Annotated in this window: 17 protein-coding genes and 2 pseudogenes; 12 read left to right on the top strand and 7 right to left on the bottom strand. The window is 69.8% G+C overall.

What is annotated here, in order from left to right; genetic code table 11:
• The first annotated feature begins 2 nt into the window (after nucleotides 1–2).
• The 4 genes from OG595_RS43910 (at nucleotide 3) to OG595_RS43895 (ending at nucleotide 4,942) form a co-directional block, all read left to right on the top strand.
• Nucleotides 3–3,428 (top strand): CHAT domain-containing protein, encoded by a 3,426-nt coding sequence (locus tag OG595_RS43910; RefSeq protein WP_329282300.1) that lies wholly within the window; start codon nucleotides 3–5, stop codon nucleotides 3,426–3,428.
• Nucleotides 3,425–3,739: a hypothetical protein gene (locus OG595_RS43905; RefSeq protein WP_329282298.1), complete on the top strand. Its 315-nt coding sequence runs from the start codon at nucleotides 3,425–3,427 to the stop codon at nucleotides 3,737–3,739. Before OG595_RS43910 ends, OG595_RS43905 begins: the two co-directional genes overlap by 4 nt.
• The gene (locus tag OG595_RS43900) at nucleotides 3,736–4,389 is read left to right on the top strand and encodes a hypothetical protein (RefSeq protein ID WP_329282296.1); all 654 of its coding nucleotides are present in this window, start codon (nucleotides 3,736–3,738) and stop codon (nucleotides 4,387–4,389) included. The genes OG595_RS43905 and OG595_RS43900 overlap by 4 nt, the downstream gene beginning before the upstream one ends.
• A gap of 85 nt (nucleotides 4,390–4,474) precedes the next feature.
• Complete coding sequence (locus OG595_RS43895) at nucleotides 4,475–4,942, top strand: FAD-dependent monooxygenase (protein WP_329282294.1); 468 nt, start codon at nucleotides 4,475–4,477, stop codon at nucleotides 4,940–4,942.
• A 1,183-nt stretch (nucleotides 4,943–6,125) separates the two neighbouring features.
• On the opposite strand, the gene OG595_RS43890 is transcribed toward OG595_RS43895, so the two are convergent.
• From OG595_RS43890 to OG595_RS43880, 3 genes and pseudogenes are all read right to left on the bottom strand, one after another.
• A complete protein-coding gene (locus tag OG595_RS43890) occupies nucleotides 6,126–6,596 on the bottom strand; it encodes a pyridoxamine 5'-phosphate oxidase family protein (protein ID WP_329282292.1) in 471 nt (156 codons plus the stop codon).
• A 589-nt stretch (nucleotides 6,597–7,185) separates the two neighbouring features.
• Nucleotides 7,186–7,596, bottom strand: coding sequence for a RidA family protein (locus tag OG595_RS43885; protein WP_329282290.1), 411 nt, complete (start codon nucleotides 7,594–7,596; stop codon nucleotides 7,186–7,188).
• A 77-nt stretch (nucleotides 7,597–7,673) separates the two neighbouring features.
• Nucleotides 7,674–8,097, bottom strand: a pseudogene (locus OG595_RS43880) (transposase); the annotation flags it as partial.
• Nucleotides 8,098–8,312: 215 nt separating this feature from the next.
• Here OG595_RS43880 and OG595_RS43875 point away from each other — a divergent pair.
• The 5 genes from OG595_RS43875 to OG595_RS43855 all read left to right on the top strand — a co-directional run bounded on the left by OG595_RS43875 (nucleotide 8,313) and on the right by OG595_RS43855 (nucleotide 13,860).
• Nucleotides 8,313–10,220 carry a PAS domain S-box protein gene (locus OG595_RS43875; protein WP_329282288.1) on the top strand — a complete coding sequence of 636 codons (1,908 nt, stop codon included), beginning with the start codon at nucleotides 8,313–8,315 and terminating at the stop codon, nucleotides 10,218–10,220.
• 1,276 nt (nucleotides 10,221–11,496) lie between these two features.
• The gene (locus tag OG595_RS43870) at nucleotides 11,497–11,937 is read left to right on the top strand and encodes a TetR family transcriptional regulator C-terminal domain-containing protein (protein ID WP_329282287.1); all 441 of its coding nucleotides are present in this window, start codon (nucleotides 11,497–11,499) and stop codon (nucleotides 11,935–11,937) included.
• A 754-nt stretch (nucleotides 11,938–12,691) separates the two neighbouring features.
• Complete coding sequence (locus OG595_RS43865) at nucleotides 12,692–12,913, top strand: hypothetical protein (protein WP_329282285.1); 222 nt, start codon at nucleotides 12,692–12,694, stop codon at nucleotides 12,911–12,913.
• On the top strand, nucleotides 12,910–13,533 hold the full coding sequence (locus OG595_RS43860) for an MFS transporter (protein ID WP_329282282.1): 624 nt from the start codon (nucleotides 12,910–12,912) through the stop codon (nucleotides 13,531–13,533). Before OG595_RS43865 ends, OG595_RS43860 begins: the two co-directional genes overlap by 4 nt.
• A gap of 63 nt (nucleotides 13,534–13,596) precedes the next feature.
• On the top strand, nucleotides 13,597–13,860 hold the full coding sequence (locus tag OG595_RS43855; protein WP_329283664.1) for a hypothetical protein: 264 nt from the start codon (nucleotides 13,597–13,599) through the stop codon (nucleotides 13,858–13,860).
• Between the two features lie 417 nt (nucleotides 13,861–14,277).
• Here the strand turns inward: OG595_RS43855 and OG595_RS43850 are convergent, their stop codons facing one another.
• Nucleotides 14,278–16,038 (bottom strand): S8 family peptidase, encoded by a 1,761-nt coding sequence (locus OG595_RS43850; protein WP_329282281.1) that lies wholly within the window; start codon nucleotides 16,036–16,038, stop codon nucleotides 14,278–14,280.
• 684 nt (nucleotides 16,039–16,722) lie between these two features.
• Here OG595_RS43850 and OG595_RS43845 point away from each other — a divergent pair.
• A pseudogene (locus tag OG595_RS43845) lies at nucleotides 16,723–17,040 on the top strand (KUP/HAK/KT family potassium transporter); the annotation flags it as partial.
• Here the strand turns inward: OG595_RS43845 and OG595_RS43840 are convergent.
• Nucleotides 17,003–17,341 carry a thioredoxin family protein gene (locus OG595_RS43840; protein WP_329282279.1) on the bottom strand — a complete coding sequence of 113 codons (339 nt, stop codon included), beginning with the start codon at nucleotides 17,339–17,341 and terminating at the stop codon, nucleotides 17,003–17,005. The pseudogene OG595_RS43845 and the gene OG595_RS43840 overlap by 38 nt on opposite strands.
• A 567-nt stretch (nucleotides 17,342–17,908) precedes the next feature.
• Entirely contained in the window at nucleotides 17,909–19,048 is a 1,140-nt protein-coding gene (locus OG595_RS43835; RefSeq protein ID WP_329282277.1) for a PucR family transcriptional regulator, read from the bottom strand.
• Nucleotides 19,049–19,135: 87 nt separating this feature from the next.
• Here OG595_RS43835 and OG595_RS43830 point away from each other — a divergent pair, with 87 nt between their 5' ends.
• Both OG595_RS43830 and OG595_RS43825 read left to right on the top strand, forming a co-directional pair.
• A complete protein-coding gene (locus OG595_RS43830) occupies nucleotides 19,136–20,191 on the top strand; it encodes a ferredoxin reductase (RefSeq protein ID WP_329282275.1) in 1,056 nt (351 codons plus the stop codon).
• A 7-nt stretch (nucleotides 20,192–20,198) separates the two neighbouring features.
• Nucleotides 20,199–21,317 carry a fatty acid desaturase family protein gene (locus OG595_RS43825; RefSeq protein ID WP_329282273.1) on the top strand — a complete coding sequence of 373 codons (1,119 nt, stop codon included), beginning with the start codon at nucleotides 20,199–20,201 and terminating at the stop codon, nucleotides 21,315–21,317.
• 210 nt (nucleotides 21,318–21,527) lie between these two features.
• On the opposite strand, the gene OG595_RS43820 is transcribed toward OG595_RS43825, so the two are convergent.
• Nucleotides 21,528–22,487 carry a DUF1152 domain-containing protein gene (locus tag OG595_RS43820; protein WP_329282271.1) on the bottom strand — a complete coding sequence of 320 codons (960 nt, stop codon included), beginning with the start codon at nucleotides 22,485–22,487 and terminating at the stop codon, nucleotides 21,528–21,530.
• Nucleotides 22,488–22,529 lie beyond the last annotated feature (42 nt).

Raw genomic sequence — 22,529 nt, 5'->3', positions numbered from 1 at the left:
TGATGGACCTTCGGATTCCGCCTCCTGAACTCACCGTCCCGGTGCTCGGGCCCATCCGGGACCGAGCCGCACTGGGCCCGCCGGAGGATCTCGCGCCGCACGACCGCCAGTTGTGGTACGCGATGGCTGGCGCGGTCTGCGAACGGCTGGGCGACCCGGACGGCACCGTGCGCCATTTCGGCGCCGCGCTGGCCGAGCTCGACGACGACAGCGACGACCGGCCCGACGCGCAGTTCCGGCTCGGCGTGGCTCTGCACTCCCGCTTCACCGCAGGCGGGCGGCCCGGCGACGTCGACGAGGCGATCCGCCTCTTCCGCAGCGTGCTGGCCGTGGCCGACCCGGGCAGCTGGCCGCGTCTGATGGCCGCCGCGCACCTGGGACGCTGCCTGGCCGACCGGTTCACGGCCGCCGGGGATCCGACCGACCTGACTGCGGCCACGACCGTACTGGAGGAGGAACTCGACGTGGCGGGCCGGCCGCCACGCGCGGCCGCCGGCCATGACCCCGAGGAGGTCCGTACCTGGATCTCCGCGTTCGACGTGCTGGGCGAATGCCTGCGTGAGCGGGCCGAACTCGGCCACGACGAAGGCCTGCTGGCCATGGCACTGGACCGGGCGGGCGAGGCGCTGGACATCGCCGGCGACGATCCCGGGCTGCGCGCGGCACCGGAGAAGGGACTGGCGCGCACTCTGCTCGTACGGGCGATGTGGACGAAGTCGTGCACGGACCTCGACGAGGTGATCCGGCTGCTCGACCCCTCGGCGCCGCTCGCCCAGGCGGAAAACCCGGCGGCACGGGCAGTGAACCTGGGCATCGCCCATTTCGAGCGCTACCGGATGCTGGGTGATCCCGGCGACCTGGCACAAGCACGTACGGTCCTCGAAGAGGCCCTGGCCGCACTGCCCCTGGGCTCGGTCGCGCGCGCCGGAGCCCAGGTCAACCTCGCGGTCGTGCTGCGGGAGACGGCCGCCGCGGCGGCGGACGCGCCAGCGCTGCTCAACCGTGCCGTGGAGCTGGCCGAGGAGGCCGCCGACGCGGCCCAGCCGCGCTCGCCGCTGTCCGTCGCGGCGACCGCCACCGCGGCCGAGGCACGCATCGCCCGCCAGGCCCAGGGCGCGGGCGGCGGTGCGGCGGAGCTGGAGAAGGCCTGCCGGCGCATGGAGGCGGTGGCACCGTATCTGCCGTCCGGTGGCGGCATGCTCGCCGCCTCCTTCCGCGACGCCTGGGGCAGTGCCCTGGTCAGGGTCGCGGGCCTGACGTCTTCTTCTTCGGCCCTGGACCAAGGGGTGGGGCTGCTGCGCCAGGCGCTGGCCGACCCGGGCGGACTGCCCGACCGGCCGCGTACGGCGGGCAATCTCGCCTCCGGTCTGTACGAGCGTTTCCTCGCCCTCGGCGGAATGGGTGACCTGGACGAGGCGATCGCACTGTGGCAGGAGGCCGTGGACTCTCGCCGGGCCGGCGATCCGCACAGTGTCATGGCCCGCAGTGGACTGGCCGTCGCCCTGCACCAGCGCTACGACCGGCGGGGAACGACCGCCGATCTCGACGAGGCCGTCGAGCGGCTGACGGCAGCCGCCACTCTGCGTGCCGACCCGGCTGAGCGGCGGGCCGTCCTGACCAACCTCGGCCACGCCCACCAGGCTCGCTATGAGATCACCGACGACCCCCGGGAACTGGCCCGGGCCGTGGCCGCGCAGCGCGAGGCCCTCGCACTGCGCGAGCCGCAAGCGGGCTCCCCGGTCAACGCCCGCATCGGGCTGGCCCTCGCGTTGGGCACACAGGCGGAACGCCTAGGTTCGCTCGTCTTGGCGGAGGAGGCAGCGGAGCACGCCGAGGCGGCCCGCGCCGAGGCCGAGGCGGCGTCGCGGGCGTGGGTGTCGGCCGTGTTCGTCCTGGCCGGACTCACTCGCCTGCGCCACGCGCTGACCGCTGCTCCCGAACTGCTCGGCCAAGCCGAGGAGTTGTACGGGCGGGGGTACGAGGCGGCTCGCACGCGGTATCCGGCGGCAGCCGCGGAAGGCGCCGTGGAGTGGGGCCTGTGGCAGGCCCGCCTTGAGCGGTTTGCGCAGGCGGTGGCCGCCTTCGACCTCGCCGAGCAGGCAGTGGGCAGCCTGGTGGCCGGACAGGGACAGCGCGCCGCCAAGGAGACCTGGCTACGGACCTCGCGCGGTCTGCCCGCCGCGGTGGCCGTGGCGGCCTGGCGGGCAGGTGACCTGACCGGCGCGGTCAGCCGCCTGGAACGCACCCGCGCCCTGCTGATGGCCGAACGCCTGCGGCTGGGCGAGACCACCGCCGACGCCACGACCGACAGCCCACTGCCCGTCGGCACGGTCGTCTACCTCGTCCCGGGCGACGAGACGGGTGTGGCCTTCACGGTCACGGACGAGGGCGTGAAGGCCATCGCACTCGACGGCCTCGGGGCCGGCGCACTCACCCGGTGGCAGGACGAGGCCTGGAGCGCCGCCCGTTCGCTGGAGCCGTTCGCCCGCTGGGCGTGGGAGAACGTCCTGGGCGAGGTGGTGCCCGGTCCGGGCACGCCGTTCACCCTGATCCCCGTAGGCGAACTGGTTCACCTGCCCTGGCAGACGGCGTGCCGGATGTCCGGCACGGACCGTCCGCGCCGGTTCCTGCTCGACGACCACGCCGTCGGCTTCGCGCCCTGTCTGCGCGTGCTCCCCCCGGCCAGGAGCGCCTCCGGCATGCCCCGGTACCTCGGAGTGGCCGTGGGACGCGGCACGGGCCTGCGCGAACTCACCTTCGCCGAACAGGAAGTGAGGGCCTGCGCCGACCGATTCCCGCAGTCCTTGCTGCTGGTGGACGAGGAAGCCACGCCCGAGCGGGTCCTGGAGTGGCTCGGACAGGGCGGCGGGGTCGCTCACTTCGCCTGTCACGCCGAGACCGACCCCGCCGATCCCCTCTCCTCCGCGCTCGTCCTCGGCGGCGGCGCCCGTCTCGCCGTACGCGATCTGCTGGAAGTGCGCGGCGGACTCGACCTCGTCCTCCTCTCCGCCTGTGCCACCTCCGTGACCGGCCGCGAACTGCCCGACGAGGTGGTGGGCCTGCCGGGCACCCTCATCGGGGCCGGAGCCCGGGGCGTGGTCTCGGCGGCCTGGCCGGTCAACGACCTCGCCGCCTGTTTGCTGACAACCGACTTCATCGGCAGGTGGGCCTGCGGGACGCCACCGGCCGAGGCGCTGCGCGCCGCCCAGACACAGCTACGGGACCTTCCGCACAGCACACTTGCCAGACGACTGCGGGTCCTGCGCGGCCCGTCCCCCGCCCAGGCGCCCCCGGCCGCGAGCCCACCGGCGCCCGCGCGCCCCTTCGCAGCGCTCGCCGACTGGAGTGCGTTCACCTACACGGGACACGCCGGTTCCGGCGCCCCACAGGCACACCTTCGACGGGACCGCACGGGAGAACACGCATGAGTACGACACCGTCACTGCCCTACCGGTACGGCACGGAGGATCAGTTCGCCCAGCGAGCCGCGGCCACCTTCACCCTGGAAGACTTCGGCTCCGCACTGGTGCTCTCCGGACCCTGCCCGCGCTGCGGTCAGCCGATGGACTTCACCGTCGTCGAAGAACTCTTCCGCGCCGCCCCCGGAGCGGCCCCCGGGCCCGCTGCTCCGGTCGTCATGTACTGCACGGCTGAGACCGTCTACGAGGGTTCCCCCGAAGGCCATACCGGCTGCGGCGCGTACTGGAGCCTGCTGTTGCCCTCCGGAGCCGGCGGATGAGCGGCCCACTGCTGCCCGGCCCCGCGCCGACGGCTGCTCAGGTTCGCCGTGCCCGGTCGCTGCGGCGGGCCCTGGAGCGGGAACTCGGCCGGGTGCGCGAGGTCGCCGTGGCCTGGCGCAACGGCCTCGGCGCGCTCCTCGCCGGGCTCATCGGATTCGGCCTGATCAGGGGCCGTAGCGATGTCGGACAGCTCGCCCCCGGCTGGTCCGTCGCTGCCGGCGTGATGCTGGTGGCCGCCCTGTCCGTGGGCGCGGTCGGAGCCTTCTGCCTGCTGCGCGCGGCACATGGCCGCCCCTACGCCCGTCGACTGTCTGCGACCGGCGACGCAACGGGGCGGCCGGTCGAGGTCGAGGACCACGACGAAGCACTGGCCAGCGCCCGCGTTCTGCGCGCAGGGATCACCCTGACGTGCCTGTGCACGGTCCTGCTCGTCACGGCGGTCGGCGTGACCTGGTACGCCCCTCCCAGGGACCCTCCCGGGCTGATGATCCGGCAGGGCACCACCACGCTGTGCGGGGAGGTCGTCTCGGTACGCCGGGGCAAGGTCGTGGTCAAGATCGACGGTGTCGCCATGACCGTCGACCTGTCCCGGGCCGAGTCCGTCACCCCGGTGGCCTCGTGTCCCGTCGCGTCCTCCGGCGCCGGGTAGACCAGGGCTTGTTCCTCTTCGGGACCACCGTGACGTCACGGCTCAGAAGGTCCTGCTGCGGAAACGGATAGCGGGCCTGGGCTGGTTGACCCCGGACATTCTCGCGTACCTGGACGACATCCCTGACTTCTACCTCGACCAGGTCGCCCAGGTGGTGATGGACCGCTGGTCGAATGGACGGGTGGCGTTGCTCGGGGACGCGGCGTTCAGCTCGTCGCCGATGTCCGGGCAGGGCACCGGGCTGGCACTGGTCGGCGCCTACCTGCTGGCCGGAGAGCTGGCCGCTGCCGGATGGGATCCCGACGCCGGGTTCGGCGGGTACGAGGCGCGGATGCGCTCGTTCGTCGAGGCGAACCAGGAGATCGGCCGGTTGAACGCCCGCAGTCGTGACGTCCCCGGGCAAGACTCCGGGCCGGGTCCCGATTTCGCGAGCGAATGGTTCTCCGAGCTGGTCGAGCGAGCGATCAACGGCGTCGAGCTGCCCGACTACGCGGGGGTGCCGGACTCCGCGACCCCGGCCGGATCGCCGATCACCTCGTCGGCCAAGCCGTAGGTGCCGCCTAACGTGTCGAGAGGGACCACACTTCGGTAGGACACCGCCGGACGGCCTCCGCTCATACCGCCGGGTACGCGTTGGAGCGCCCGTTCAGCGGCTGGGCCACGTTCCGATGAGGCGTTGTTGGCTCGGAACACTGACAGGATCGATGAGAGTCCACCGCGCGGGGTCTCTGTGGTTCTGTCACCTGCCTGGTCGGCGCTCACCGGAGCCGAGAAGACCATTGAGATATCGACATCGACCCCGTGACGTCCAAGTCCTTTGATTCCAGCCGGATCGCTCGCCCGTCCGGATCGCTCGCCCGTGTCGTCTCAAGGCAGTTGTCAGTGCGCGGCTCGCCGCCATGGCTCCCTGACCCGACGGATGAGAACGGACAGCGGCCATCACGTTGATGACGAAGCGACTCACCCGCCGCAGGGCCCTCCCTGCCGAACGCGCGACGCCACCCCGTACTACCTGGCAGCGGCCAACTGAGCGGCGGTCCCCGACCGACTCATCACTCCGGCGGCCAACAGCGCACGGCCGGCGCGAGCCGCCCTCCCAGATGACTCAAGGCCGCCGTTCCGACAGTGACCGGCTCGCCTCAACCTGAACAGCAGGAACGGCAACCTTTCGTGACTGCCCCCTGGTCCCTCGTTCTCAGGGCCATTCACACCGGGGCGGACTCCCGCCCGCCCCGGCCGCCGCGAGGACGATCCCGCGTGAGGTCCTCGCATCAGGCACCAACGCAAGGACTCCACGCCGCCGGCCGCCCCGCTTGTCGCCCGGCAGACGGCGGCCGTCAAAAACAGGGGGGTGCCCGCACAGGTGCGGGCACCCGGCGGCCGAGCTCCCGCCCACGTCCGCCGCGGTCCCAACAGCGCCGACCCTGTCCGGACCGCCCCAGGCGAAGCACCGCGGCCTCCCCGCGCCGAGAAAGCGGGGGCCGTCCGATGCCTCGCCGCCTGCACCCTGTCCGCGAGATCCTCCCGCCCGCGCCCCTCGACCGGCAGGGGCCGGGCGGCCCGGCCCGCCACGGCCACACAGCTCCTCTTCAAGGCCGGTCGGCCTCTACCGGCACAGCACCGCAGACAGCTCGCAGAGCACGACACGGCCACCGCGGTGACGGCCGGCGACGGCGCTGATCCACCACAGACGCCCCATCGACCCTGCTGGCGGGAGAAGACGGAAAGCAGCCGCCTCATGCGGTGAGGCACAGGCCGGTGACCCGCTCGGGACGAATACGCACGACGAGGTCCAGCGGCTTGTCCACCCACGGCCGCAGACGACTGCGGAGGCTGTCCAGTTCGGCCGGGTCCGTGACCAGGCCGGCATAGCCGGTGACGACCACACTCCAGCCGAGATGGCTGACGGAGTCGATGTCGTCGGCTTCGTACGCGAGCACGGTGTCAACACCGGTGCGACGGACGTACGCAGCCAGCGCAGACCCCTGATGAGTGCCCACGATGACATCGCCACCGACCACTATGTGGTTCACCGGGCGGATCACCGGCAGAGCATGCCGGGAGAACACCACCCGCCCCAGCCCCACACCGCCCAGCAGGCGCAACGCCTCGGCCTCATCCAGCTCCACCGCCTGCCGCAGCCGGACGGCAGCACCCGAATCCCGCTGATGGGTCCGCAGGAGATACCGGACGGATTCGTCACTCATCGAGCCCCCAAGGGTCGGGCCTCGTCACTCTGTACGTCAGAAAGACCGAGGCTGTCGGTGATGCCCACCAGTAGACGAGGCCCGCCCCACAACCCGATAGGGCCACCCGGACCATAAACGTCCCCCACACACAGGACGACCGTCATGAGATGGATGCCTCAGGAACAGGCGCTGTACTTGCTCCTTATGGTTCGAGTCGGATTCGCTCAGTGATGCTCTCTGGTCACTTCACGGATTCGCCTATGTCGTGTCAGGTATCGCGCCATCGGCTTTTCAAGCCAAGTGGCCTGCTGGGTCCGGGCGTTGAGGGATTTGGCGAGGGCCGGACATGGCGCCCGTCGGCGGGCCGTGGCATCGGCAGACCGGCCGGCACCTGCCGCAACCGGGGACGTCCACGTTCCCGTGGCTCAGCGCCTCGTACATCGTGCCGTGCCCACGCCGGTGCACGGCCACCGGCGTGCGCAGCAGACGCGCCTTCGCGGCCTTCGTCTCGACCGGTGCACCTTGGCCGGAGCAGATGATCAGACGAAGGCCCCCGGCGCCGCTCGAATGCCCAGCTGGGCTACCCAGTTCGATACGCCGTTCGACGTCAGTCAGGCAGCGCCACGGTGAGATCCACCTCGACGAGCTGTCCCGAAAAGCCCAGCTGGGCGACGCCCAAGAGCGTGCTGGCGGTGGTGAACGCCGGACCCAGCGCAGACTCGGTGAGCCGACGCCATGCGGCTCCGAGAATGTCCCTCTCACCGCTCCGCACATAGATCACCGAACGCACCACATGTTCAGGCTGGGCGCCCACCGCCACCAGGGCAGTGAGCGCGTTCGCGACAACCTGGTCGACCTGCGCCTCAAGAGAACCGGAACCGACGAGACCACCATTCCGATCAAGCGGGCACTGCCCCGCCAGATAGGCGGTACGGCCTGCCTCCACCACGGTGATGTGATGGTAGCCGGGTGTCTCATGCAACTGCTCGGGGTTGATGCGGGTGATCTTCTCAGTCATGTCAGCGAGTCTGACCAGCGGCGTGCACACCCGCACCACATTTTCCCCACCGGCAAGCACTCCGCAGCGACGTGAGTTTGTCCGGCCGGGCTGAACAGGCGGAACCGCAGGCGGCGGGACTTCCAGAGCCGGGCCTGGTCGTTCAGTGCAAGCATCGGCATCCATGCCAACAGGTCGAGTGCGATCAGGACGATCTCCAACCAGAACCCGTTCTGCGCGGCGTCGTGCAGGAGCAGGTTCCGCAGGCCGGTCGCGCGGGCAGCTCGGACGCGGTCCTCGGCCCCTGGCCCGCAGGCAGCGGTGAAGTTCGAGCTTGCCGATGGGGCGGCCGGTGGCGCTGATGACGAAGCACGTGAAGCGCATGCCCTCGGCATCCGTGATCCTCAACTGGACGCCAGGACCCGGCCGTTCCTGCCGGACGATGCGAAGCATGCCCTTCGGCCAACCGTCGAGCATGCCGCCCATGAGTTCGGCGACCCAGGCCCCTTCACAGATCTCTCCGCCCGGCACAAAGCCCCCTGAACTGCACGAGCGTCGGCAGACCGTCGACAGCCTCCTCAACTCACCGCCTCCGCACCCCGGCAACCATGACTGCGTTCCGGCCAGGAAACGTCACGTAAGGACACTTCACTTCAAAACGCCCGCCCGCATGGGAGTCGATGCTGAGATATGCCATGGAATCAGGCGCAGACGCGACGCACCCCCACACGATCCCCGTGGCTGAGGAACCGTTTCGCGCACTGCTGGAGGCGGCTCCCGACGCGATGGTGATCGTGGACGACGGCGGCGTCATCCGCCTGGTCAACGCCCAGACCGAAGCGTTGTTCGGCTATCCCCGCCACGAACTGCTAGGCCGTCCCATCGAGATACTGGTCCCGGAACGTTTCCGCGCTCAGCACCCCGGTCACCGTCTGGGCTATTCCGCCAACCAGCAGGTCCGTCCGATGGGTGCCAGCCTGGACCTGTACGGACTGCGCAGGGACGGGGGCGAGTTCCCGGTCGAAATCAGCATCAGCCCGCTGCAGACCCCTGACGGACTGCTGATCTCCGCCGCCGTGCGCGACGTCAGCGAACGCAAGGCCGCCGAAGCGCGCTTCCGCGCCCTGCTGGAAGCCGCCCCCGACGCCATCGTCATCGTCGACGACACCGGCACCATCCAGCTGGTCAACGCGCAGACCGAGGCCCTGTTCGGCTACCGGCGGGAAGAACTCCTGGGGCAGCAGGTGGAAATTCTGGTACCCCAGCGGTTCCACCCTCACCACCCCGCCCACCGGCACGGCTATGTCGACAACCGGCGGGTGCGTCCAATGGGCGCCGGGCTGGAGCTGTACGGGCTGCGCCGGGACGGGGTCGAGTTCCCGGTCGAGATCAGTCTCAGTCCGCTGGATACCCCGGAGGGCACGCTGGTCTCCGCCGCCATCCGTGACGTCAGCGAACGCAAGAAGGCCGAGGCCCAGCTCGCCGAACTCTACGAACAGCAGCGCCATGTCGCCCTGACCCTGCAACGCAGCCTGATGGGATCACCTGCCCCCCTGGCCGGCATGGACACCTCCAGCCGCTACTTCCCCGCCCGGCAGGGGCCCGGTGTGGGCGGGGACTGGTTCGACCTGATCGCCCTTGGCGGCGGACGCATGGGCGTCCTGATCGGCGACGTCATGGGCCGCGGCCTGGAAGCCGCCGCCGTCATGGGCCAGTTGCGCTCGGCCTCCCACGCCCTGGCCAAGACCGGTATGCCGCCCTGGCAGCTGATGCGAGCCCTGGACGCGGTCGTCAGTGAACTGCCCGACCAGCTCGTCACCTGCTGCTACCTGGTCCTGGACCCCGACGAGAGCGCCCTGACCGTGTGCTCGGCCGGGCACTTGCCGGTGCTGGTGGTGGATACCACCGGACAGGTCCGTCGGCTCCCGGTCGATGTCAGTGTGCCGCTGGGCGTCGGCGACGTGCCCCACCAGGAGACCCGGATCACCGTGCCGCCGGCCTCGGTGCTGGCTCTCTACACCGACGGCCTGGTGGAGACCCCCACCAGCGACATCGAACTTCAGATCGACGCCCTCGCCATAGCCCTGGAAAAAGCCGTTGCCGACACCACCTGTCTGGAGCGGGCCGCCGACTCTGTTCTCACCGCCCTGCTGCCCGACCCCCAGGACTACAGCGACGACGTGACACTGCTCCTGGCCCGCATCCCGCTCTCTCCGGTGACCGCCGTGTCCGCGCCCCTCCCGGCACAGCCCATCAGCGTGCGGGAAGGACGCCGCTTCCTGCGCCACACGCTGCAGGACTGGCACTGCGAGCCCCTCACCGACACGGCCTGTCTGCTGGCCTCCGAGTTGCTGTCCAACTCGGTGCGCCACGCCTGCGACCCTCTGCGGCTGCGACTGCGCCGAACCCGGGACGAACTCCACGTCGAAGTCTGCGACGGCAGCCCGGTCCTGCCCCGCGCCAGGACCGCGGGCCTCGACGAGGAGTCGGGCCGCGGACTGGCCCTGCTCGACCAACTGGCCTCCGCCTGGGGCACCCTGCTCACCGAGGAAGGCAAAGCCGTGTGGTTCTCGCTCCCCCTGCCCGGCACTCCTGACCGCCAGGACGAGAGCACGTCGGAAGACGCGAGCGGCGCTCCGGAGTAAACACTCCTGCCCCAGGCGTCTCCCCCTGTCCTCGCGGAGCCGCCCTGGCGCGTGCCGAATCCGGCGAAGTCGAGGAACGACAGCAGGGCGGCGGACGACGGGGAGACAGCGGACTCGCCTGCGAGGTGGACGGAGACCGCGATCATGCCCCATCCGCGCGGCCGGACGCCTTCATGCCTCCGCAGGGCCGCCGAAACGCGACTGTCGGCCGCATCCGGGCAAGGATTCCTCCTTCACCGTGATTGAAGGAGGAATCCCGTCTGCACATCGACAGGGGTTCCGGATACTGGGAGGCGAGTCCAGCCAGTACCCACCGGTCAGCTCGGCCGATGCCCCCGGCTGCCGGGGCGGACCATCATTGATCTTCACACTTCATCAACGAAAACCACACCATAAGGTCACACGGTGCGGGCGCCTACGAGTCCTTCGGCCTTCAGCCGCACGTGCCCCTCACAACGGGACCCACGACAACGGGTGTCCCCCGCCACAGACGCGGTAGACGTTGAAACTGCCCGGGACGGCCTCGTATCGCGCCAGCGAATACGTACCGGCAGAGGCGAGGAGCACTGCGCGTCGGCTGAGGGATGCGTGGCCGTCCGTTCCATGGCGCGAACCTGCCTCCGGGCGGCAGTCGCGTCGGCCCGGTGTCATTGTTCTCGGCCGTCAACAGCCCGTTAAGACGTGCTCCGGCCCGGGCCATCGATGGTGGAATGGTCGACGGCCGCCGCCGCGCGAAGCCGAACACGGGCGGCGGCCGTATGCGTGAGGACGGCACCAAGGGTCCCCTCCCTCGCCGTCTCACACTGACCCGTCCTCACCACCCCACTCGGGGCATGCGGGAGTACGCCCCGGTCTCGAACAGGGCTGGGAAGGACGATGGGCTGGAGCTGCGTTGTCGGCGATGCGGCTCCAGCCCCCTCACAGTGGTCGGAAAGTCACTGTGGCCCGGGGGCAGGGGGCCGAAAGACGAAAGTTCCGGGTCGGCAACTCTCCACCGGATACAGGTGGTGAGACGTGCGCGAGCCTTGCCGCGGAGCCTATACCGGGCCCGGTGCCGACGACAGTGGGCGACAGGGAGGGCGGCGGGGCGGGACACCATCGCCGAGGGCCTGCGTCACCACGGACGGGACATGACCCGGCCGCTGACAACCCTCGGACTCACACGATCATTTCCCGCCGGATGCCAGACCCTTGTGACAGGCACAGGAAGAGTACGACAGACCTTCGCGACCAGAGCGTTGCCTTTCAACGATCCGTGGTCGGCACAGAGTGAGACGTGAATCCCGACGAACTCCTCGCCGAGGTGCTCGCCGAACGCGACGCGGAGGAATGGCAACAGGGCCTGGAAGCAGTGGCCAGCCTGGACCAACTCGCCCCCTACCTCAGCGAGCTCATACGTCATCACCAGAGGGCGCCCGAGCTGATGCGCCTGTGGATCGAGCTCGCCGCCGCGGCCTCACGTCCGGATCATCCCGCCCACGCCTACTTCGTCGAACACTACGAACGCGGGCGCGCGCAGTTCGCCGAGGGACTCGACAACGAGGCCGCCCGCAGCAGGCTGCGCGAGGGCGTCAGCCCGGAGAGCGCGGCGGCCCTCTTCCATGCCGTGCTCAACGGGCTCCAGTTGCAGTGGGTGCTGGACCAGGACCTCGACATCATCGGGCCCGTCACCGACTTCGTACGCCTACTCTTCGACCACGACCGCGCGGCGGAGTGAAGGTATCGCCGCGCGACTCGACGCCGCGGCACCCGTGGGACTCCGGCCACGGTCGGAGCTGGTCGCCGACCAGCGCGCGCCGCACGCTCTGGAGGTGCCCACGCCTGCCTCGCGGGCCGTCCGAGGATCCCGCCCACGGGCGGCGGCGACGATCTGCTCGCGCCCGTCACAGCAGCATCGGTGCCATTTCCGATGGAACGTGCACCGGTGCGGTCCGCCCTGCTCAGGCTGACGGTGAAGCAGTGATGCGGCGCGAGGCCACGCCCCCCTGTGCCTGGGCACGGCCCAGGCCGTCCCTCACCTGCGTCTGCTGAGCCGACGTCCCGAAGTCGCCCGCGGCGCCCACCACAGGATCGCGGTTCCGGCGGCATCGGCCGCCATGCACGCTCCGGATTCCCCGGTCCCGCAGCACTGCGGGACCACTCGGCGGCAGGGACTACTTCCTGCGGCTGATGATCGCCAGCTTCGGCGGCTCCCTGGCCCTGATGGTCCCCCCTCTCCTACTCGCTCGCGGTGCGGATCGACGACCTGGCACCGGGACACGAGGAGCGCCTCGGGTACGTCACCGGGTCCGCCCAGTTCCTCTACCTGATCCTCAGCCCCCTGATCGGACTCTGGAGCGACCGGACCCGTTCCCGGATCGGCCGCCGGACCCCCTTCATGGTCGGCGGCGGCCTGCTCGGCACCGTCGCGCTCGTCGGGGTCGCCCTCCCACCGTCGGTCCTCCTGCTGGGCCTGGCGTGGGCCGTCGGCATTGATCGGCTGGGCCACGGCCGTACAGAACGTCCAGGCGGACCGGGTGCCCGAGGAGCAGCGCGGCCGGGTCTCCGCCCTGACCAGCGTCATGACCCAGATCGCCCCCGTGATCGGTATCGGCCTCGCGTACGGCGTGGCCTTCAGCACGTTCCTGGTGTTCCTGGTCCCGGTGTTCAACCCGAGGGCGACTCCCGCGCACTCGTGCACACCAGCGGCGTGACCCTGAACAGCATGGTCGCCAGTTACGGCTTCAGCCCGCGCAAGTACCCGGACTTCGGCTGGAACTGGCTCGGCCGCTTCGTGTTCTTCATGGGCCTGTACTTCAACACGACGTTCGGCACCTTCTTCTACGCGCAACGGCTCGACCTGCCGGTCAAGGAGGTCGCCGGGATCGTGGCGGTCATCGGCACCATCGGCGTGGTGGCCGCGGCGGGCGGCGCCATCGGGGGCGGTTTTCTCTCCGACAAGCTCGGCCGGCGCAAGCTGTTCACCCTGATCGGCTCCACGGTGTTCGTCGCCGGGGCCGTCACCGAGGCGTTCGCGCGCTCGCTGCCCCAACTGGTCGTCGGCGCGGTGCTGATGCAGTTCGCCATCGCGGTGTTCAGCGCCGTCGACCAGGCGATCGTGTTCGCCGTCCTGCCCGACCGGGCGGAGGCCGGCCGCTACCTCGCCGTCGTCGCCTTCGCGCAGAAGATCCCCAGCGCCGTCGCCCCGCTCGTCATCACCCTCGGCGTCAGCGACGGCGGCGAGAAGAACTACACCCAGCTCTACCTGCTCGGCGCGGTCCTGGCACTGGTCGGTGGCCTCATCGTCAAGTTCAAGGTCAGGTCCGTCCGGTAACACCGCCTCCCGGTCGGCGTCCCGAGAAGCTTCCCGTTCCAGTGAGTTCCGAGAAGGCACAGCGTGCTCAACGCACTGTACGACCTGGGTATCGACAGCGGCGGGGACGCCTTCTCCGTGTCAGGGCCCATGCCCTGGCGGGCAACAGGTGGGTCGCATGGTGGCCCACTCGGAGATGCGTACGCGGTGGACGCGCCGGGCGCGGGAAGCCACGTGCTCATCGCCTCCGCGGAGGGCTTCCAGTCGCAGTCGCAGTCGTCCGCGGTCGTGGTCGTGGTCGTGGTCGGCGACGAGCCGGTCTCGTACGGCATCCTGCTCCAGTACTGAGCCCGCCGGCTGGTCGTTGAACCGGTCGGACACCCCGGAGCGCAGAGCCGCAAGGCAAGGCCGCCTCTGCGGTCCCGGGACGGCGGCTCGCCGCTCGAACCGGCTGACACTCCTCAGAGCAGCGGCGCGCACGGCGGTGTCCCCGCTGACCCTACGGTCAGCGGGGACACGGCCCCTGCGACTCCTCAGGTAGGCGCACCGTGAGCTGGACACCCACCCCAGGTCGTCCGCGGCCTTCCTGGACGCCTCCGGCGTATGGGCCTCGACGGCGGTGTACACCGCCGTCGAGGCCCATACGCCCTCTGCCGCCCAGCGGTTCGCAGCCCTGGCCGAACAGACCGCAGCCCGCCTTGTCCGCGGACGGGGAGCTGTCGCCGGCGCAGTGCGTGCTGTACGCGGGCGTTGCCGGGCTCTGCCCTAGAAGGTCAGGTTCCAGGCGTCGATCTTGCCTGTGTCAGAGGCGGCATTGTCGTTGACGCTCAGCTTCCAGCTGCCGTTCGCGACCTCCGAAGAGGCGTTCACGGTGTAGGTCTGGGCGATGTTGTCGGCGCTGCCGCCCGTGTGGTTGTGCAGCGTGTAGACGGTCCCGTCCGGCGCCACCAGGTCGACCTTCAGGTCACCGATGTAGGTGTGCTTGATGTCCACACCCACCTTGAGGGTGGCCGGGGCGTTGCCGGTCACGCCGGTGACGGCGATCGGGCTCTCCACGGTCGCGTTGTCGTTGATGGTGAAGTCCGCGAGGTTCTCGAAGTACTTGCCGGGCGGCGGGGTGGTCCCGACGGCCTTGAGGGCGTCGACCTGTCCCTCGCCGAAGAACGAGTTGTTGGCCGTCGTGCCCGTGCAGCGGCTGTCCGAGGGGCAGGCGATGTCGTTGGCCTGGGTGGCCAGCTTGGCGCGGATCTCCGCCGGGGTGATGCCCGGGTTGGCGCTGGCGATGAGTGCCGCCACGCCGACCACGTGCGGGGTGGCCATCGAGGTGCCGCTCTTGCTGCCGTAACCGCCGCCAGGGACGGTGGAGTACACGCTGCTGCCCGGCGCCGCGACGTCGATGACGCCCTGCCCGTAGTTGGAGAACGAGGCCTTGGTGACGCCCGTGCCGTTGGCCGCGACCGTGACCACACCCGGCAGCTCGGTCGGGATGTCGAGGCAGGCGTTGGTGATGGTGCGGGTCACCGGCGTCGAGTCGTTCGGGCTCGCGGAGTCCGTCGTCTTGTGGGCGAGGTCGTAGTTCTCGTTGCCCGCCGCGGCGATCTGGAGGGAACCCTTGCCCTCGGCGTACTCCTGGGCGCGCTTGACGCCCTCGATGATGGCGGCCTGGTCGATGTTGTCCGGGCAGTTGAACTGCCACGGGTCCGTGTAATAGCTGTTGTTGGTGACCTTGAAGCCGTGGTCACCGGCCCAGACGAAGCCGCAGATGGTGTTCTCGGCGAAGAAGAAGGAGTTGCCAGGCTCGGCGACCCGGACCGCGGCGATCTTCACCCCGGGTGCCACGCCGACGACACCCTTGCCGTTCTTGGCCGCGGCGACGGTGCCCGCTACATGAGTGCCGTGCGTGTCGACGTCCCGCCAGGCACCGGCACGGGTGTCGGGCTTGCCGTAGGCGCAGGAGACCGAGTCGGCCGCGTCGAAGTTGGGTGCCAGGTCCTGGTGCTGGTCGTCCACACCGGTGTCCAGGATGCCGACCTTGACCGAGGCGGAGCCCGGGTTCACGGCCCAGGCCTGGTCGGCCTTGATCTGGCTCATGTCGGCCCGGACCGGTTCTCCGGCCGCGGTCGAGGCCTGAGCCGGATTGGCCGGGAGCGCCGGGTTGTAGGCGTCGGCCGGGACGTCCGAGGTGCGCGTGGCGCCGACCTGCTGCACGCCGGCGACACCGCGCATGGTGGCGGCGAATCCGCTGGACGCCGAGTGGGCGACGATCACGCCGATGGCGTCGAAGTTCGAGAAGACGGTGCCGCCGTTGGCCTCGATCGCGGAGCGGACCGCCGAACTGTCACCGGGGGCCGTGATCACGAGGTAGGCGCGCGTACCGGCCACCCAGGTCGCACTCTGGGAAGCCGGCACGGCGGCCGGAGCGTGGGCCTTGGCGGCCGACGCGGTGGAGGGGACGACGGGGAGCGTGCCCGCGAGGGCGCCCGGGGCGCCGAACGCGAGGGCTCCGCCGAGCGTGGCCGCCAGCACCAGCGTGCGTCTGGATCGGCCGGATATGTGGGGTATCAATGCGTCCTCCGAAGACGGCCCGACCGTGCTGGTGGCACCGGCCGGACCGTACGAAACGAGTGGTGGATGCAAGATGTCAGACAGGTCCTCCTGTACGGAAGTACCTTTCCCCGCCGCGACGTTGTAGAGGCATGGCTGAAAAGCCCCGCTGAGCATGCTGGCGCACTACCGGATGGTCACCACCGAGCAGACGCACCTGATGATCGCTCCCTCCGCGTAAATCGAGCGGACCCGGCGGCGGCCGGCCCGGCCGCGCGTTGAGGGCTTGGGGCTTGGGGCTGGTCGACCGCAACACCCTGCCGCAGACCGGACGGACCCGTTCCGGCGCCAGGTGGCCCAAGACCGAACCAACATGCCGGAGGCGGTAGCACCGCTTCAGACGGCTCCCGCAGACGTGGGCTCTTCTCCCGCCGCGCGTCACCGGCGAAGTCCGCCAAGAACAAAGTTGCCGCCTGGAGCCAGAGGACCCTCTGGAGCAGCACTTACGGCGAACGCTTGGCTTGCGGTACTCCAGCCGCAGATCGCGGTGCCGATGGTCCACTTCTGGCCGGTGGCGCCGGCTGGGGTGGATGAGATGGTCGCCCTACCTGAGGGTCTGGTGAGGGTCGCCGTTGCCGCCCGGTCGGGCGGCGCCACCGGAGCCGTGCCGTTGGCCGGGTGTTCGGGCCAGGGGTGATCCTCTGCTTCACGATCATCGGCGCGTGCGGGGTCGTCGGCATCACCGACCACCCGGGCATCCTCATGGTGCTGTCACCGATGTACGCGCTGGGCTTTCTGTTCGGTCACTGGGGTACGGCGTTCTCCGCGCCGGCATCGGTTGTGCTCGCGGTGTGGGGTTGTTTCTCGGCCCCAAGGTGTCTCAGGCGGCGCAGTTCCCATGGATGGGACGTGCCGGGCATCGCTGCCACGTGCCGCGACGGGTCGCTCAGAGGTGGTCGTCCAGGAGTTTCCGTAGCTCGGTGATGGTCGTGGGCCCCGTGCCGTGCGCCACCGCCTCTCCCTTCTTGAGCAGGACGTAGGACGGGGCTCCGGTGATCCCGTATCGCTCGGTCGCAGCCGGACAACGTGTGATGTCGGCGCGGACGGCCGTCAGGCGGCCCGTCCAGTCGTCGGCGATGCCTCCCACTACGAGGTCCATCACCCGGCAGGGCTCGATCGCCTTGGGCCATGTCCCGGTGAAGTATGCGAGGACGGGAACTTCGCTCATCCCGAGGATGAAATCGAACTCCGCGTCCTCACGGGGCTGGTGAACCCGCTTCGCCATGGAAGCTCCTGATCTCACGTTCCGTCATTTCATCCTCATCATCTCTCGCGTGGTCTGCCAGGACGGCCCGGTCGGTCGTCCGGTTGGCCTGTCGAAAGGGAGGCAGGGGGCCGTCGCAGAGCCACGGTGGTCCCTGGCGCGAGCGACCCGGCCCCTCTGCTGCTCATGGTGACCCGCTCTGGCCGCCCCGACGGCTACTCGGCTGCTGCCCGCCGAGCGATGTTGGGTCAGCTCGTGCCAGGACAGTGCCCTCCAAGACGGCATGAAGGCCGTTCTCCAGGGCAGAAAGGCCCAGTTCATCGACCAGTTGGTCGATGAGCACGTCGACGGGCGGGCCGGTGCGCCTCGTCCACCGGATCCGGGCGGGCCGTATCCGCCATCGCGCTTCTCAGGGACAGCGTCCCCCGCAGGCTTCCCGAGGCCTTGTCCGGTCTTCGCGTCAACCCCCGGTCCCAGTCGGCTGACGCCGTTCTCCCCCGGGCCGCACAAGCCGGCTGATGACACCGGGAACGGGGCACGATTCCTGGACCGCTCGCGGACGGTAGTCGTGGATGGCCGGCGTACGCGTCAGCTGACCCCGAGACCGACCGCCAGAGTCAGCTCAAGAACCCGCTGTGGCGATGCGAGATCCGGAAACAGCTCCCGCAGCTGCGACATCCGGTACCGGACCGTCTGGGGATGGACGAACAGCGCCGCCGCCACCTCGTCGCGCCTGCCCTGGTGCAGCAGCCACGCCCGCAACGTCTCCTCCAGCCGCCGGGCGGTCGCGGCAGGCAAGGTCCGCAACGGTGCGAGGGCTCGGGCACGCAAGTCGGCGAACGCGTCCGCGTCGGCGCTCAGCACCAGCTCGGGCAGGTGGTCCTCCGTGTCGCGGATATCGGAGGAGAGGGAGCGCGCGCGTACGGCTCGTGCGTACGAGGCGGACGCACGAGTCCATGGCCGGGCCGGGCCGACCACGGCGGTACGGTCGGTCAGCTGCCGCAGGAGATGTGACCGGTCGGCGTCCGGGACGAGCAGCACACCGGTGGCGTCCGGCAGATCGTCGAGGACGAGGGTGCCCGGGTCGAGTGCGCGGTAGGCGGGCCGGGCCTGGGCGGCGGGCAGCAGGACCGCGGTCAGCGAAACCGGAGGCTGCCATCCGGCCCGTTGAGCAGAGGCCAGCAGCACGTCCGGGTTCGCGCCGGCGAGGAGATCGCGGGCCAGGTGTTCCAGGTGGCGCTCCTGGGCCCTGCCCCGGGCGGCCAGTTCGTCGGCGTGGCCCGCGGCGCTCGCGGCGGAGAGCTCGTCGATGTAGGCGAAGGTCAGCTCGGCGAACTTGGCGACCTCGGCGGCGGGCAGACCTGCGGGTACGGCACCCGCTGCCAGGCCTCGCCAGGCCACGCGGGCGCCGACGCGGTAGGCGCTGAGCAGGGCGTCCATCGAACGGCCGTCACGCACCTCGCCGCGGCCCAGCTCGTAGGCTGCGTCACCGGCGTCGCCACCTGTGGCCTTCCCGCTCGCGAGGTCCAGATAGTGCCCCAGGGCGGTGCGGACGGCTCGGCGGATGGTGGCACCCATCCGGCCCGAAAGGGCGTTGGCGTAGGGAGGGACTTCGTCGATGACCGCCTGGACGACCTCGTCGGCGGTGCTCCTCAGCGCGGCCCGCAGTGCGGTGACCGTCGTCTCATCCAGGGCCAGTTCGCTGGCCCTCTGGATTGCATGGCTCACGTTTCTATTCCCTGCGAACAATTCGGCCGACCAGATTTACGTCCTGTGGTCAGGACTTTACGCCTTGAGGCGCAGCAAGCTGGAGTCATGACGAGTACAGCCCTCCGCACCAGGGCGTGGAAACTGCTGGAGATGGTCACGACGCCGCTGTTGCCGTCGGACTACCTCGACCTGGTCAGCCCGCTTCGTGCGGGCGCCGACCTGCGTGGGCGCATCGAGGCCGTGCACCCCGAGACCGGTGACGCCGCGACCATCGTGATCAGGCCGGGACGGGGCTGGCGCGGCCACACAGCCGGTCAGTACGTGCGGATCGGGGTCGACGTCGACGGGGTGCGCCTGTGGCGTGCCTACTCCCTCACCTCGCCGACGAACCGCCAGGACGGCCGCGTAACGATCACAGTGAAGGCGATCCCGGACGGCAAGGTCAGCAACCACCTGGTCCGCAGGGCGCAACCGGGCACCCTGATCCAGCTCGACCAGGCGACCGGTGACTTCGTGCTGCCGCAGGCCAAGCCCGCCAAGGTGCTCTACCTGACAGCCGGCAGCGGCATCACTCCCGTGATGGGCATGCTGCGCGACACCGAGTTCGACGACGTCGTCATGGTCCACTGCGCGCCACAGCCGCAGGACGTGATCTTCCGCAACGAACTGCACGACCTGGTCGCGGACAAGAAGTTGCAGCTCACCGAGGTGCACACGGAGACGGACGGCATGCTCGACATCGCCCGCCTCCACGAACTGGTGCCCGACTGGGCCGAGCGCGAGACCTGGGCCTGCGGGCCCGGGGGCCTGCTCGACGCCGCCGAAGAGCACTGGACCGAGCACGGCGTACAAGAGCGCCTGCACACCGAACGCTTCCGCCCCAGTGTCGTCGTCACCGGCGACGGCGGCGAGGTCACGTTCAGCGCCACCGGCAAGACCGTCGACGCGGACGGCGCCACGCCGTTGCTGGACATCGGCGAAGAGGCCGGCGTGCTCATGCCCTCCGGGTGCCGCATGGGCATCTGCTTCGGCTGCGTCACGCCACTCAAGGCGGGCGCCGTCCGCGACCTGCGCACCGGCGAGATCACCGAGGCCGAGCCGGGCGTCCTCATCCAGACCTGCGTGTCCGCCGCGGCGGGCCCCTGCGACATCGAACGGTAGGAGCACCTTGACCGCCACCGACCCCACCGCCCACCTGACCACGGAGCAGATCGAGGAGCTCGGCCGCGAGCTGGACGCGATCCGCGACGAGGTGATCGCCGACCGCGGCGAGAAGGACGCCGCCTACATCCGCAAGGTCATCTCGGCGCAGCGCAAGCTCGAACTGGTCAGCAGGGGCGTGCTGCTGTTCTCGATCTTCCCGCCCGCGTGGCTGATCGGCACCGCCGGCCTGTCCGTGGCGAAGATCATGGACAACATGGAGATCGGCCACAACATCCTGCACGGCCAGTGGGACTGGATGCGGGACCCGAAGATCCACTCCACCACCTGGGAGTGGGATCACGTCTCGCCGTCCGAGCAGTGGAAGCACTCGCACAACGAGCTGCACCACACGTACACCAACGTGATCGGCAAGGACAACGACCTCGGCTACGGCATCATGCGCGTCGACGAGGACCAGAGGTGGCACCCGTTCCACCTCGGCCAGCCGCTGTGGAACTTCATCAACGCCTGCTTCTTCGAGTACGGCATCGCAGCGTACGACCTGGAGCTCGGCAAGAACCTGCACAAGCGCCGCCGCAACAACCCGGAGTTCCGCGCGCGGGCCAGGGCCGTGGGCCGCAAGATCCGCAAGCAGGTACTCAAGGACTACGTGATCCACCCGCTGCTGTCGGGCCCGTCGTTCCTCACCACGCTCGCCGCCACGTTCACCGCGAACCTGGTCCGCAACGTCTGGACCCACTCGGTGATCATGTGCGGGCACTTCCCGGAGGGCGTGCAGGTCTTCGAGCGCCGATCGATCAAGGGCGAGACACGCGGCCAGTGGTACCTGCGCCAGATGATGGGCTCGGCCAACATCAGCGGCAGCAAGGCCATGCACTTCATGACCGGCAACCTGTCGCACCAGATCGAGCACCACCTGTTCCCGGACCTGCCGAGCAACCGGTATGCCGAGGTCGCGGTGAAGGTACGCGCACTGTTCGACAAGTACGAGCTGGAGTACGTCACCGGGCCGCTGCCCAAGCAGGTGTTCTCGGCGTGGCACAAGGTCTTCCGGCTCTCGCTGCCGAACAAGAAGCCCAAGGTCAAGACCCCGGACCGCGAGCAGGAGCTCGTCGCGGCCTGACCCCCGGTACTGGTACTGGTTCAGATCTTCCGGCCGTACCGGCGCCACCGCCGGGTTCAGTGAGATCCGTTGCCGACGGCGGACGGCGGGCAGCGGGTGGCGGGTGGTTGCGGCATCGGCCCGTACGACACGGCATCCTGGCAGCTCGGCGTCCGGCTGCGCTGCCTGGACGGGGCGAGGGGACCGGGCAGCGCACCATCGGCCTGGTCATCAGTGCGGGAAGCCACGGGGTGGGCGAGTGACTGTGGACTCGCGGAACTCGACTATCCGCGAATGGACCTGACGCATCAGGTGGGTGTCCTCGATCCGGTCCAGGTAGAGGCAGCGGGCTGCCAGGCCCGGGAGTTCGAAGGCGAAGTACAGGGACATCAGCGGGTTCACGAACAACTCGCTGCCCCGGGTACGGTCAGTGAACCTGACATCGCCGAACGAGCCGCGCACGGCCGCCGCGATGGAACCGTTGACGATGCTGGGGTGCTCCGGGGTGTGGTACTGAGCGTGCGTCACCGCGTCAAGGTAGAGAGCGCCCTCACGAGTGGCCCGCGGTATCGAGAACGCACCGAGGTAGGCGCCGTCGCGCTCCAGCGCAGCGATGTTCTCCAGCACCTGCACGTGGTTCACGCCGTGGTAGGCGTCCACACCGAAGCCGACTGAGACGACGAGGCGGATCGGTATGTCGTCCAACGCGGCCAGCGCCGCCACGCTGGCCAGGTCCTCTTCCGGAGTGCCGAGCCCGGCTTCGTCACCGCGCATCAGAATGTCCGTACCACCGTCGACCAGCACCACGGCGTCGATGCGGTGCAACTCGATCAGCGCTTGGTAGGCGGCGCGCAGCGGGCGTACCCCGGTCTGGGGAAAGGCGTAGACGGTGGATGGGTAGCCGTGCCGTCGCAGCCACTGAGCGAGGGTCCGCTCGGGGAAATAGCTCTGGTGCAAAGCGGAGTCGGGAGTGATCGCCGCCAGATCGGGGGCGACCCAGTCGTCGAGCGGAAGACCCTCAAGGGCACTGAAGGAGAGGTTCGCGAGATGCACCTCCTTGCCCTGGTGCAAGAGGGAAAGGGCCAACGGCAGACCGGAGTAGATGTCGAATCCGCCACCCGCGCCCGCGACGAGGATCCGTTCGGCATCGGCGAGTCGAGTGAACAGCGGGTTGGCCTGGAGAGACGTCATGCCAATCATTGTCCCGGGCCCCCGCATCGGGCGCTCCCGAGT

Origin of the sequence: Streptomyces sp. NBC_01451 (genome assembly GCF_036227485.1) — a bacterium.
Taxonomy (GTDB): domain Bacteria; phylum Actinomycetota; class Actinomycetes; order Streptomycetales; family Streptomycetaceae; genus Streptomyces.
This window is presented reverse-complemented; position numbering and strand designations above follow the sequence as displayed.

Coding starts and splice junctions, on each gene's coding strand:
- OG595_RS43910 (WP_329282300.1), top strand. CDS start 3: ATGGACCTTCGGATTCCGCCTCCTGAACTCACCGTCCCGGTGCTCGGG.
- OG595_RS43905 (WP_329282298.1), top strand. CDS start 3,425: ATGAGTACGACACCGTCACTGCCCTACCGGTACGGCACGGAGGATCAG.
- OG595_RS43900 (WP_329282296.1), top strand. CDS start 3,736: ATGAGCGGCCCACTGCTGCCCGGCCCCGCGCCGACGGCTGCTCAGGTT.
- OG595_RS43890 (WP_329282292.1), bottom strand. CDS start 6,596: ATGAGTGACGAATCCGTCCGGTATCTCCTGCGGACCCATCAGCGGGAT.
- OG595_RS43885 (WP_329282290.1), bottom strand. CDS start 7,596: ATGACTGAGAAGATCACCCGCATCAACCCCGAGCAGTTGCATGAGACA.
- OG595_RS43840 (WP_329282279.1), bottom strand. CDS start 17,341: ATGGCGAAGCGGGTTCACCAGCCCCGTGAGGACGCGGAGTTCGATTTC.
- OG595_RS43830 (WP_329282275.1), top strand. CDS start 19,136: ATGACGAGTACAGCCCTCCGCACCAGGGCGTGGAAACTGCTGGAGATG.
- OG595_RS43820 (WP_329282271.1), bottom strand. CDS start 22,487: ATGACGTCTCTCCAGGCCAACCCGCTGTTCACTCGACTCGCCGATGCC.